The sequence below is a fragment of the Pseudoalteromonas sp. NSLLW24 genome (genome assembly GCF_015864725.1).
In the GTDB taxonomy this organism is placed as follows: Bacteria; Pseudomonadota; Gammaproteobacteria; order Enterobacterales; family Alteromonadaceae; genus Pseudoalteromonas; species Pseudoalteromonas arctica.
Map to the genome: position 1 here is coordinate 34,235 of NZ_JADYWQ010000025.1, position 12,457 is coordinate 46,691.

Sequence of the window (12,457 nt, forward strand, 5' to 3'; positions counted from 1 at the left end):
TACCGTATTTGTTACTTTTTAAATTTAAATGATGACATGATATTGTCTTGTAGATTTAATGGATACTTTGCATTTACATTTACGTATAAATTATTACAATTCCGCTGGGTTTAATTTGACCTTTATTCAGTTTTTGTTCATTTTTTTGGCGTTAGGATGCGCCCCGACTTTGGCTAGACAGCTGAGGCATAAAAGTAATATTTATAGGGAATTTAAAATGAAAAAATTAGCCGTTATCATTTCGAGCATTTTATTATCAAGCGCTGCAACCACTGCAATAGCCGCAGATACTTACCAATCAATCAGCCATGTAGGATATGTGGACGTAGATGGTGATGACACAGTAAGTGTTGACTCAACGTATTATTTTTCTCCAAAAGCGACTTTAGGTCCTTACGATCAATTTGAATACATCAATAAGCAAACAAATGTTTATGGTGCATACAGTGATAATGATCTTGGAGATGTTACTAGCGTTGGCGGTGAGTATTTTGTAGAAGATTTTGTATTAGGTGCACAGTACAATAATTTCGATAGTGATTTTGGCTCAAGCACGGATGTAATTGAACTTTCAGCGGGTTACTTCTTTAATCCAAACCTTGTATTAAAAGCAACGTTTGTTGATGTAGAAGATGCTGACAATCAGTTTGTGTTTGACTTAGCATATAACCATCAGTTAAACAGCACTGATTACATCGGCTTTACAGTAACAGCAGATGATGAGTTTGATTACCGTGCAGTAGCAGCTAAGTACTTTGTTGATTTACAGCAAGGTAACTACTTGACTGTTGAAGGTAAATTTGAAGATGTTGATGGCGGTTCAAGTAACTGGGAATTAGCATCTAACTACTATTTCAGCAAAGCAACATCGGTGTTTGTTACAGTTAATAAAAATGATGACTACACTCTTGGTGGCCAACACTTTTTCAACAACAATGTTGGTTTAAAAGCAGGTTACGGCAATAACTGGGATGATTCTGATTATGATGCTTACTTTGCAAATGTAAGCTTACAGTTCTAATTTAACAGAAAATTAGAATATGAATAAAAAGCCCGCTCATTTGAGCGGGCTTTTTATTCAGCGCTATTTACCAGCCGCAGTTGCGGCCTTCGTTTTGTTTATCTAAATAAGTTTGTAATGGTGCAAAGTAATCGAGCATTGCTGTTGCATCCATTTGCGGCTTACCTGTTACAGTTTCAAGCGCCTCTTGCCAAGGGCGAGACGAACCCATTTCAAGCATAGCGTTTAGCTTATCCCCTGCTTCTTTTGAGTTATAAATAGAGCAGCGATGAATGGCTTTATCGTTACCGGCAATTTCACATAAGCTGCGATGAAACTCAAATTGCAAAATATGCGCTAAAAAGTAACGTGTATAAGGCGTGTTACCCGGAACGTGGTACTTAGCACCCGGATCAAAATCATTTTCGCTACGTGCGATAGGAGCTTGCACTCCTTGGTATTTTTCACGTAGTTCCCACCATGCTTTATTGTAATTTTCCGGTGCTACTTCTCCTGAAAATACCTGCCAGCGCCACTGATCAACCATTAAGCTAAACGGCACAAAGGCGACTTTATCAAGTGCCATTTTCATTAATAAACCAATATCTTTAGATTCATCAGGTACTTGTTCAAGTAAGCCGATTTCTTTTAAGTAACCCGGTGTAACCGATAAGGCAATGGTGTCACCAATGGCTTCATGAAAACCATCGTTTGCACTTTCTTGATAAAATAAAGGCTGCTTATTATATGCGCGTTGATAAAAGTTATGACCTAATTCATGGTGAATAACTGAAAACTCTTCGCCTGTGCGCTGAATACACATTTTAATGCGTAAATCGTCTTTGCTATCGATATTCCATGCTGATGCATGACACTGCACATCTCTGTCTTTTGGTTTTACAAACAGTGAACGCTCGTAAAATGTCTCTGGTAGTGCGTCAAAACCCATTGAGGTAAAAAAGTTTTCAGCCCCTTTTACCATTTTAAGTTCGTCGTAATTATTTTGAGCTAATAACTCGGTTACGACGTAACCCGGATCGGCGTTTTCTGGTGCAACTACATCGTAAATATTACCCCATGCTTGCGCCCACATATTACCAAGTAAGTGCGCTGGTATTGGCTGATCTTGAGGTACTTTGTCGGTGCCGTACTTTTCACCTAACTTTGCGCGAACATGGCAATGTAGCGAGTTATACAGTGGTTTAACTTGGCCCCAAATACGGTCAAGCTCGGTGGTGAAGTCATCAGCAGGCATATCGTATTTACTGCGCCACATAGCGCCCGTATCGGCATAACCAAGCTCCTTTGCACCTTCGTTGGTCAGCACTACTTGTTGCTCGTAAAGTGAGCGCATTGGTTTTGATATTTGACGCCAGCCTTGCCATAAATCAAGTAGTTCGTTGTAATCTCGGCTGGTGGCCATTTTTGAAGTCATGTCGCCAAGGCTTAAACAGGTGCCGTCTTCTTTACAGTATTCACCTTTACCGTATAGCCCGCCAAGCTCTGCGACAATTTGTGAAAGTTGCGCTGTTTTATCAGCGTCTTGTGGGGCAGGAAGTGTAAGTGCTAGTTTTAGTTTATCAAGCTTACGGCGAGCATCGTAATCAAGCTCTAGTTCGTCGTATTTTGCAGCTTCATTTGCTAAACGCACGACTGTTTCGGTCATTTTACGGTTAACTTCAGCCGATAGAGCCGACGTATCATGAGTAATAAAGTTTGCGTAAATCCATTCTGCACGGCTCGATTCTAAATAAAGTGCACTTAGTTCTTTTTCTGTGTTTGTTATAAATGTATTTGCATCTTTAGCTGTTACAGCTTTTTTAGTGTGTGCTGAATCGGTAGTGTCTATCGTTACTTGCGCATCGCAGGCTGTTAAAGCAAGAGTACTTGCTACCATTAAGGCGCTCATACTTAGTTTAAATCGAAAGGGGGTCATGCTATTCCTTTAATTTATTGTTATTAAAACGTTGATAATAGCAGTGATGTTTAAAACAATAAAATGAATGCGTTAAGGCTCACGACTCGTCGTGCAATGATTGTATTTAAATTAAGATGGGTCATAATTAAGTTACTATTTTCATTCAATGTGTAAGGAATGTGCGCATGTTAATATTTATAATATTGCTGGTCGTGGTGGTGGTTATTTTTGCGGTTAAAGATATTCGCCTAAACTTGATTAGTCGTCCTACGTTTAAAATGTTCAAAAAGGTGCTTCCGCCATTATCGCAAACAGAGCGAGAGGCGATGGAAGCAGGTGATGTTTGGTGGGATGGTGAGTTATTTAGTGGTAACCCAGACTGGCAAAAACTGCACCGCTTTCCTAAACCAGAGCTTAGCGATAAAGAAAACGCATTTATGGCTAACCAAGTAGAAACCTTATTGGCGATGCTTGATGATTATCAAATTGTACAAAAAGACAAAGACTTACCAAAAGAAGTGTGGGATTACCTAAAAACAGAAGGTTTTTTTGCGCTGATCATTCCTGAAAAATTTGGCGGTCGTGAGTTCTCGGCAATTGCTAATTCAACGATAGTGTCAAAAATTTCGACTAAAAGCTTAACAGCCGCAGTCACTGTTATGGTGCCTAATAGCTTAGGTCCGGGCGAGTTACTTCTTCACTATGGTACTAAAGAGCAGCAAGATCGTTGGCTGCCAAGTTTAGCTAATGGTACAGATGTTCCTTGTTTTGCATTAACGGGACCAGAGGCGGGCTCTGATGCTGGCAGCATTCCTGATTCGGGCGTGGTGTGTATGGGTGAGCACAATGGCGAGCAAGTAATGGGCCTGCGTTTAAATTGGTCAAAGCGTTACATTACACTTGCACCCGTGGCTACTGTACTCGGCTTAGCATTTAAAATGTATGACCCTGATGCTTTATTAGGTGATAAGAAAGAGCTAGGCATTACATGTGCTCTAATACCAACCGATCATCCGGGTGTCGAAACGGGTGAGCGTCATTATCCGCTTAATATGGCCTTCATGAATGGTACCACTTACGGTAAAGATGTATTTATACCACTGGACTGGATCATTGGTGGTCAAGAGTGTGCAGGGCGTGGCTGGAGAATGCTTGTTGAGTGTTTAAGTGCAGGGCGTGGTATATCACTACCAGCATTGAGTGCAGCAACTGGACATTTAGCTTCAAAAATGACATCGGCATATGCCATGGTACGCCAGCAGTTTGGTGTATCTATAGGGCAATTTGAAGGCGTGCAAGAGGCACTTGCGCGTATTGGTGGTTTAACTTACACACTTGAGTCATGCAGATTAATGACCGCAGGTGCGATTGATTTAAAATTAAGCCCGTCGGTTGTAACAGCGATTGCTAAATACCATATGACTGAAATGGGTCGTACGGTAATGAATGATGCAATGGATATTCATTCAGGTAAAGGAATTCAAGTAGGGCCTAATAACTATTTGGCGCATGGCTATATGGGTATTCCAGTATCAATTACGGTTGAAGGCGCGAATATTTTAACGCGTAACTTAATGATATTTGGCCAAGGTGCAACACGCTGTCATCCATTTGTTTTAAAAGAAATGGAAGCCGCTGCAATGGAAGATGACGACGCAGCACTTGAACAATTTGATGGTTTATTAATGAACCATATAATATTTGCAGCAAGTAATGCAGGTATGGCATTTGTGCATGGCTTAACACGTAGTTATTTTGCTAAAGCGCCTGTAGGTGGTGAAACGGCTGTTTATTATAAGCAACTGAGCAGAATGAGCCGAGGCTTAGCTATTTGCACAGACGTGGCTATGTTAATGCTTGGCGGTGAGCTTAAACGAAAAGAAATGATATCGGCACGTTTGGGTGATGTATTAAGTCATTTGTACTTAGCATCAACTGTTTTAAAACGTTATGAAGACGAAGGGCGCCAACAAGCTGATTTACCATTTGTAAAATATGCTATTGAGAACTCATTATTTGAAATTGGCCAAGCGTTTAATGGCTTCTTTAAAAACTTTTCAAATCCGGTTGTTAATTTTACCCTTAAACGTATCGTCTTCCCGCTTGGAAATCATTACCACAGACCAAGTGATGAAATTGCACAAAGTATTTGTGAGCGTATGACTCAACCGGGTGTATTTAGAAACCGCTTAACGCATTTATGTTATGTAGATGAAAATGCAGGTACAGGGGTCATGGAAAGCGCATTTTTAGCTATGCATGATATGCAAGCGCAGTTTAAAGATCTAAAACAATGGCAGCGTAAGGGCAGTGTGCCTGCAACGCTTGATATTGAAGGTGCTATAAATTATGCGCTTGAAAATAAGTTATTAGAGCAAACTGATGCAGATGCAATGCATCACGCTAATAAGTTACGAAAGAAAGCCATCGCAGTTGATAATTTTCAACCAGGTGAGCTGTAGCGCAGTACTTTAAATACTAACTAAAGCGAAAAAGGCCTTACAAATGTAAGGCCTTTTTATATTTAATTCATTTATTTTAACGAGCGTAAGGGTCGGCAACTATTTTATCTATGTACCATTTGCCCTTTTTACGAAGCATTTTTACACTGCGCATTTCGTCAATTTTATCACCATTTAAATAGCCGGTAAAAATAAGGTTTATTTTGGCGTTATCACCGTATTGTTCACGGATGCTCATATTGGTCATATCAACTTCAATGGTTACTTCATCATATTGCATATTTACTAAGTTACGGGAAAACTGTTTTGCAGTGCCGTAGGATTTCATGATGCGCGTAAGATTGGGTGTTGCCATGGTGCTGGCTTTTTGAAGGTCTTGCTGGTTATAAAGCGCATCAAAATAAGCGGTTGCTGTATCGCCAGGAGTGTCGCCAAGTGTTTTGGTATCGTCTCCACAGGCTGATAAAAATAAACAGATAACCAAACTTAATAAACTCGTGATTTTTTTCATATTAGTTATTATTAATTAGTTTTTTTAAAGTGTGTGGTTTATCTATGCAGATGTAAAGGTATGGGGGGCAATAAATAGAAAATTGGATAATAAATAATAAAAAAGGATGCCTAAAGCATCCTTTTAAAAATCTTAAAATTACTTATTGTACTAACTCTTGCTCACTAAATTCTTCATCAAACATTGGGCTTGATAAGTAACGCTCAGTTGCACTAGGTAGGATAACAACAATATTTTTATCTGCGTTTTCAGGTTTTTCAGCAATTCGCTTAGCTGCAACAACCGCAGCACCTGACGAAATACCGACTAAAATACCTTCTTTTTTCATTAACTGATGCGCCATTGCAATTGCGTCTTCGTTAGATACAAGCTCGGCACCATCAATTAAGTCCATATCTAAGTTGCCAGGGATAAAGCCTGCACCAATACCTTGGATTTTATGAGGGCCAGGTTTAATTTCTTCGCCGGCAAGCGTTTGGCTAATAACAGGAGAGTTAGTTGGCTCAACAGCAATAGACTTAACGTTTAAACCTTTTTCTGTTTTAAGGTAGCGGCTAACACCTGTAATAGTACCACCAGTACCTACACCTGCTACAAAAAAGTCTACTTTGCCGTCAAGCGCATCGTAAATTTCAGGGCCTGTTGTTTCAAAGTGAATTTTTGGGTTTGCAGGGTTTTCGAATTGTTGTAATAAAATATACTTATCAGGTGCTGTTGCTTGAATTTCTTTTGCTTTTTCAATTGCGCCGTTCATACCTTTAGCACCGTCGGTAAGTACTAGATTTGCACCTAATGCTTTTAATAGCTTGCGACGTTCTAGGCTCATGGTGTTTGGCATAGTAAGCGTTAACTTGTAACCACGTGCTGCTGCAACAAATGCAAGTGCAATACCGGTGTTCCCCGATGTTGGTTCTATAAGTTCTTTACCTTCAACAAGCTGACCTGACTTTTCAGCTTCCCAAATCATCGATGCACCAATGCGGCATTTGATACTAAAGCTTGGATTACGAGATTCAACTTTAGCGTATACATTCCCACCTGTAACACGGTTAAGTTTTACCAGCGGTGTATTACCGATGCTTAGTGAGTTATCTTCAAAAATAGTAGACATAATGTTCCTTTGGATGCAATCTGATCAACGTGTTAATAGCCTTTGCTACTAACTATATAAACACACTTTACTGTGAGTTTAAAAAAACTAAAGTAAAGTTTGGCTATAACATATATCTATTGGGCTTATAACCAGCCGAAATAAAAATCAATTATTAACGGTGCTTTAGTTATTATAGGTGCGGGCTTAATTTGAAATTTAAAGAGTAAAAACTCGTTTAGTCAAAAAATGTTCGAAAGAGCATTGGATCAAGCTGTATTTGTTCGTTATTTGTGCATATGAATGTAACTTGAATAGTTTTATCACACAATGCGTCTAAAACATGATAAAAACACGTATCTAAATTCAATTAAGCAATCACAATGAAGTTAATCTTAAAATTAATTGCCGGTATTGTGGCCGGTATCTTAGTCGGACTATATGTACCTATAACTGGTGTTGAACTTTTATTTACAGTAAAAGAGCTGATTGGTCAAATTATCTCCTTTACCATCCCTCTTATCATTTTATTTTTTATTGCATCGGGTATTGCTGGCCTACCAAAAGGGTCTGGTCACTTACTTGGTAAAACAGTCGGGTTTGCTTACAGCTCTACCATTATTGCAGGTACGCTTGCATTTTTATTAGTAAGTGCTGTTATCCCTTTTTTAAGTGGTGGCATTACATTCGAAGCAGAAGTTGCTACTGAAATAGGTAGTTTTATTGATTTAGAAATTCCACCTCTGATGGGTGTAATGACCGCATTAGTGACTGCTTTTGTATTTGGTATAGGCATGAGCCAACTAGAACTTGATACGCTTAAAAAGGTGTCTGATCAGGGTCGTGATGTAGTGGACGGGTTATTATCGAAAGTAATTATTCCAGCTTTACCATTTTACATTGCTGGCGTATTTGCCGAAATGACGGTGGCAGGCACTGTGGTAGATACGTTGCAAACATTTGGTGTAGTATTAATTGCAGCGCTTGTTATGCATTGGTTATGGTTAAGCGTTTTATATATAGCGACAGGTATATTGTTAAAACGTAATCCAATCGAATTAGTTAAAAATATGCTACCAGCTTACTTTACAGCGTTAGGTACTATGTCAAGTGCAGCAACGATTCCAGTATCGCTTCAATCAAGTAAAGCAAATAACGTTAAAGAAGATGTAGCTAACTTTACAGTGCCACTTTGCGCGACTATTCACTTATCAGGCTCAACTATCACTATAGTAACCTGTGCAATGGCTGTTATGTTTTTATCGCCAAGCATGGAAGTTCCTTCATTAATGGGTATGCTACCGTTTATTATGATGTTAGGTGTAGTAATGATTGCAGCACCGGGTGCGCCAGGTGGTGCAGTCATGTCGGCGCTTGGTTTATTAACAAGCATGCTTGGGTTTAATGAAGGTGCTGTTGCATTAATGATTGCACTTTATTTAGCACAAGATAGCTTTGGTACTGCGTGTAATGTAACGGGTGATGGTATCATTGCGTTATGGGTTGACAGATTTAGCGAAAAATCGTCATCTTAAACTATTAGAGCGAGGCAATAATATTAATTATTGTTTCGCTTTATGTATGTTACTGTGGCAAATTAATTTAATTAAATTGCATGTTGTTAGGTAAGTGAGGATGTTCCATTGATTAATGTACTTTTAGTTGATGACCATGAACTTGTACGAACAGGAATCAAGCGTATTCTTGATGACGTACGAGGGTTTAAAGTAATTGGCGAAGCTAAAACTGGCGAGGAGGCTGTACAGTTTTGTCGTCAGCATGCGCCAAACATAGTATTAATGGATATGAACATGCCAGGTATGGGCGGATTAGAGGCGACTAAAAAGATTTGTCGTTACTGCCCAGATGTAAAAATTATTGTGCTTACTGTTAATTGTGAAGACCCGTTTCCGAGCAAGGTAATGCAAATTGGTGCACATGGCTTTTTAACTAAAGGTGCAGGCTCTGACGAAATGGTTCGTGCCATTCGTTGTGTTCATGCTGGTCAGCGTTACATTGCACCTGAAATTGCACAGCAGATAGCGCTTGCACAAGTGACAGGCCGCACAGATGAAAACCCTTTTCAGAGTTTATCTGAGCGCGAACTGCAAATTATGCTTATGATCACCAAAGGTGAAAAAGCACAAAATATAGCTGAACGCTTAAATCTAAGCTCTAAAACAGTAAATAGCTATCGTTACCGTATGTTTGAAAAGTTAAATGTAGGTGGTGATGTTGAGCTTACCCATTTAGCTATTCGTCATAAAATGATTGATATAGACGTTTCGTACTAACTATAATTTATGTCTGAATTCGATCACGTACATTTTCTCAAAACGCTATCAAGTGAGCCGGGCGTATACCGCATGCTTGATAGTGACAACCAAGTTATTTATGTTGGTAAAGCAAAGCATCTAAAAAAGCGTGTGAGCAGTTATTTTAGAAGTAACATTACCGATAGCAAAACACGCGTTTTAGTGAGTAATATTTGTAACATTGAAGTCACCCTCACCAATACTGAAACCGAAGCGCTGCTGCTTGAAAATAATCTAATAAAAAAATATCAGCCTCGGTACAACATATTATTACGCGACGATAAGTCGTACCCCTATATTTTACTAACTAGCCATAAACACCCTCGTTTAGCATTTCATCGTGGCAGTCGTAAAATTAAAGGTGAGTACTTTGGGCCTTTCCCAAGCGCAGGAGCGGTATCTGAAAGCTTGCGCTTAATGCAAAAAATATTTCCTGTTCGTCAATGTGAAGATGCTTATTACCGCGCAAGAAGTCGCCCGTGTCTGCAATATCAACTTAAACGTTGCTCAGCTCCATGTGTAAATAAAGTAACTGATGATGATTACAGTGAGCAAGTTGACTATGTTCGTAAGTTTTTAACGGGTAAATCTCACGAAGTTATTGCTGATTTAATAAAAAAAATGGAAGCAGCCAGCCTGCAATTAAACTTTGAATTAGCGGCAAAAGTTCGCGACCAAATAATGCTACTTCGTAAAATGCAGGAGCAACAGTCTATTTCTGGTAACTTTGCAGAAATGGATGTTGTCGGTTTTGCGCATTTAAACGGGTTAAACGGCATTCATTTATTAATGATCCGCGATCATAAAGTACTGGGTAGTAAAACCTATTTTCCAAAAGTACCTAAAGATTCGAGTGAGCAAGAAATATTGACTTCATTTTTAGGACAGTACTATTTAGCGCCAGGAGCAACAGGGCGTATTGCAAAAGAAATCATATTACCGTTTGAAATAGAAGAGAGCGGGGCACTCGGCGAAGCGCTTACACAAATAAGTGAGCGCAAAGTAACCCTTAAAGTAGTTACCCGTGGTGAGCGTGCTCAATACTTACAACTGGCCAATAAAAATGCATTAAACAGTATTGCAGTTAAGCAAAGTACCCAAGACTCTATTAATAAACGTTATGCACAATTAAAAGCAACACTGCGACTTGATGATATTACCCGAATGGAGTGTTTTGATATAAGCCACACCATGGGGGAGAACACCGTTGCAAGTTGTGTTGTATTTGACTCACAAGGCCCAAATACAAAAGAGTATAGGCGCTACAATGTTACAGGTATAACCGGTGGCGATGATTATGCTGCAATGGAATTTGCACTTAACAAGCGCTATAACAAGTTAGTAGACGAAGACAAGATTCCAGACGTTATCTTTATTGATGGCGGTAAGGGGCAGTTAGGACGCGCTGAGCAGTACTTTTCTAATTGGCCGCACACTAAAATGCCTTTATTAGTCGGTGTTGCAAAAGGAACGAGTCGTAAACCCGGTCTTGAAACACTATTGATTGACGGTGGTCGAAAAACAATACCAATGGATTCAAATGCGCCTGCGCTTCATTTGATTCAGCATATACGTGATGAGTCTCACCGTTTTGCTATTGCAGGGCATCGTAATAAACGACAAAAACAACGTACACAATCACTACTAGAAGAAATAAATGGAGTAGGTTCTAAGCGTCGCCAAACATTATTAAAATATTTAGGGGGCATGCAGGGTGTAAAAGCTGCTAATATAGAACAGTTAAAGAAAGTTCCTGGGATCAGCCCTGACATGGCTGAGAAGATATTTAACCATTTGCATGACAAGGGCTAGCCCTACATGCGAATATAGCAAAAAAGACATATCCAAGTAGTTATGTGGAATATTCCAAACACACTCACAACATTTAGACTTTTTCTTATCCCCGTTTTTTTGGTGATATTTTATTTGCCTTATAGCTGGGCTTTTTTTGCTGCCGCCTTTATTTTTTGGCTTGCATCGATCACCGATATATTAGACGGTTATTTGGCAAGAAAGCTTGAGCAATCAACTCCTTTTGGTGCTTTTTTAGATCCTGTTGCTGACAAAGTAATGGTATGTGCTGCACTTGTAGCGTTATCTGATCAGTACCAGTCAATGTATATGACAATACCTGCTCTTATTATAATAAGCCGTGAAATTATCATATCTGCACTTCGTGAATGGATGGCAGAGCAGGGTAAGCGTGGTAATGTAGCTGTATCAAATATGGGTAAAATAAAGACGGCTGCACAAATGTTAGCCATTATCGGTTTGATTTGGCAATATGATACGTGGATGAACTATTTAAGTTTTGGACTACTGTACATTGCGACCTTTTTAACCTTGAGTTCTATGATGCAATATTTACGTGCAGCATGGGGTGAATTGACTAAAAATTAACTCTAAATGTATAATAACGCACCGTTTTAGATAAAAAACAAGCAAACAGTTCAAAACTAGCATTTTTTGTATTGACGCGTTTAATAATCTCTGTAGAATGCGTCCGTGTTGAGAGGGCATAGCCCCCGAGATAAACAAAACGGTAATTAATCAGTTACCTGAATGTTCACATAAATCATCATGTGTTGATTCAAATAACTGATAAATAAAATGCGGTACTAGCTCAGTTGGTAGAGCGCGACCTTGCCAAGGTCGAGGTCACGAGTTCGAGCCTCGTGTACCGCTCCAAGTTTATCTCAAGGTTATTACTCCAGTATTGGGGCGGAATGGCAGAGTGGCCATGCACCGGATTGCAAATCCGTTTACCTCGGTTCGACTCCGGGTTCCGCCTCCATTTCAACACTCCACACGCTTTAATTAGCAAACTCGATGCCCGAGTGGTGGAATTGGTAGACACAAGGGATTTAAAATCCCTCGACTAACAAGTCGTGCCGGTTCAAGTCCGGCCTCGGGCACCACTTTGTGGTTTAATTACATTACCAAGTGTAATTTTTAAAATGGTTAATTTAGAATTAATATGATGCGGTACTAGCTCAGTTGGTAGAGCGCGACCTTGCCAAGGTCGAGGTCACGAGTTCGAGCCTCGTGTACCGCTCCATATTAGTTTTATCCACTTGCTTTTAATAGCAAACTCGATGCCCGAGTGGTGGAATTGGTAGACACAAGGGATTTAAAATCCCTCGACTAACAAGTCGTGCCGG

General features: G+C 39.6%; 9 protein-coding genes and 4 tRNA genes. 10 read left to right on the forward strand and 3 right to left on the reverse strand.

Features of this window, described 5'->3' with window-relative positions:
• Window positions 1-217: 217 nt before the first annotated feature.
• Complete coding sequence (locus tag I6E72_RS18530; protein WP_197113674.1) at window positions 218-1,021, forward strand: putative porin; 804 nt, start codon at window positions 218-220, stop codon at window positions 1,019-1,021.
• Between the two features lie 67 nt (window positions 1,022-1,088).
• Here the strand turns inward: I6E72_RS18530 and I6E72_RS18535 are convergent, their stop codons facing one another.
• On the reverse strand, window positions 1,089-2,936 hold the full coding sequence (locus I6E72_RS18535; RefSeq protein WP_197113676.1) for a M2 family metallopeptidase: 1,848 nt from the start codon (window positions 2,934-2,936) through the stop codon (window positions 1,089-1,091).
• A gap of 167 nt (window positions 2,937-3,103) precedes the next feature.
• Between I6E72_RS18535 and I6E72_RS18540 the strand changes: the two genes are divergently transcribed.
• A complete protein-coding gene (locus tag I6E72_RS18540) occupies window positions 3,104-5,380 on the forward strand; it encodes an acyl-CoA dehydrogenase (RefSeq protein WP_010555304.1) in 2,277 nt (758 codons plus the stop codon).
• 76 nt (window positions 5,381-5,456) lie between these two features.
• Here the strand turns inward: I6E72_RS18540 and I6E72_RS18545 are convergent, their stop codons facing one another.
• Both I6E72_RS18545 and cysK read right to left on the reverse strand, forming a co-directional pair.
• Window positions 5,457-5,891 (reverse strand): hypothetical protein, encoded by a 435-nt coding sequence (locus I6E72_RS18545; RefSeq protein WP_007587009.1) that lies wholly within the window; start codon window positions 5,889-5,891, stop codon window positions 5,457-5,459.
• Between the two features lie 142 nt (window positions 5,892-6,033).
• On the reverse strand, window positions 6,034-7,002 hold the full coding sequence (gene cysK, locus I6E72_RS18550) for a cysteine synthase A (protein WP_002963138.1): 969 nt from the start codon (window positions 7,000-7,002) through the stop codon (window positions 6,034-6,036).
• A 362-nt stretch (window positions 7,003-7,364) separates the two neighbouring features.
• Between cysK and I6E72_RS18555 the strand changes: the two genes are divergently transcribed.
• From I6E72_RS18555 to I6E72_RS18590, 8 genes are all read left to right on the forward strand, one after another.
• A complete protein-coding gene (locus I6E72_RS18555) occupies window positions 7,365-8,516 on the forward strand; it encodes a dicarboxylate/amino acid:cation symporter (protein WP_007587010.1) in 1,152 nt (383 codons plus the stop codon).
• Between the two features lie 108 nt (window positions 8,517-8,624).
• Window positions 8,625-9,275 carry a UvrY/SirA/GacA family response regulator transcription factor gene (gene uvrY, locus I6E72_RS18560; RefSeq protein ID WP_002963136.1) on the forward strand — a complete coding sequence of 217 codons (651 nt, stop codon included), beginning with the start codon at window positions 8,625-8,627 and terminating at the stop codon, window positions 9,273-9,275.
• A 9-nt stretch (window positions 9,276-9,284) separates the two neighbouring features.
• Window positions 9,285-11,108, forward strand: coding sequence for an excinuclease ABC subunit UvrC (gene uvrC / locus I6E72_RS18565; RefSeq protein ID WP_197113678.1), 1,824 nt, complete (start codon window positions 9,285-9,287; stop codon window positions 11,106-11,108).
• Between the two features lie 42 nt (window positions 11,109-11,150).
• Window positions 11,151-11,696, forward strand: a complete 546-nt coding sequence (gene pgsA / locus I6E72_RS18570) for a CDP-diacylglycerol--glycerol-3-phosphate 3-phosphatidyltransferase (RefSeq protein ID WP_032827134.1) — start codon at window positions 11,151-11,153, stop codon at window positions 11,694-11,696.
• Between the two features lie 212 nt (window positions 11,697-11,908).
• Window positions 11,909-11,984 (forward strand) — tRNA-Gly (locus tag I6E72_RS18575).
• Window positions 11,985-12,016: 32 nt separating this feature from the next.
• Window positions 12,017-12,090 (forward strand) — tRNA-Cys (locus tag I6E72_RS18580).
• Window positions 12,091-12,127: 37 nt separating this feature from the next.
• Window positions 12,128-12,214, forward strand: a tRNA-Leu gene (locus tag I6E72_RS18585).
• A gap of 64 nt (window positions 12,215-12,278) precedes the next feature.
• A tRNA-Gly gene (locus I6E72_RS18590) sits at window positions 12,279-12,354 on the forward strand.
• Window positions 12,355-12,457 lie beyond the last annotated feature (103 nt).

Excerpts from the sequence above, each read along its gene's own strand:
- I6E72_RS18545 (WP_007587009.1), bottom strand. The coding sequence starts at position 5,891 with ATGAAAAAAATCACGAGTTTATTAAGTTTGGTTATCTGTTTATTTTTA.
- I6E72_RS18555 (WP_007587010.1), top strand. The coding sequence starts at position 7,365 with ATGAAGTTAATCTTAAAATTAATTGCCGGTATTGTGGCCGGTATCTTA.
- I6E72_RS18530 (WP_197113674.1), top strand. The coding sequence starts at position 218 with ATGAAAAAATTAGCCGTTATCATTTCGAGCATTTTATTATCAAGCGCT.
- pgsA (WP_032827134.1), top strand. The coding sequence starts at position 11,151 with ATGTGGAATATTCCAAACACACTCACAACATTTAGACTTTTTCTTATC.
- I6E72_RS18535 (WP_197113676.1), bottom strand. The coding sequence starts at position 2,936 with ATGACCCCCTTTCGATTTAAACTAAGTATGAGCGCCTTAATGGTAGCA.
- I6E72_RS18540 (WP_010555304.1), top strand. The coding sequence starts at position 3,104 with ATGTTAATATTTATAATATTGCTGGTCGTGGTGGTGGTTATTTTTGCG.
- uvrC (WP_197113678.1), top strand. The coding sequence starts at position 9,285 with ATGTCTGAATTCGATCACGTACATTTTCTCAAAACGCTATCAAGTGAG.
- cysK (WP_002963138.1), bottom strand. The coding sequence starts at position 7,002 with ATGTCTACTATTTTTGAAGATAACTCACTAAGCATCGGTAATACACCG.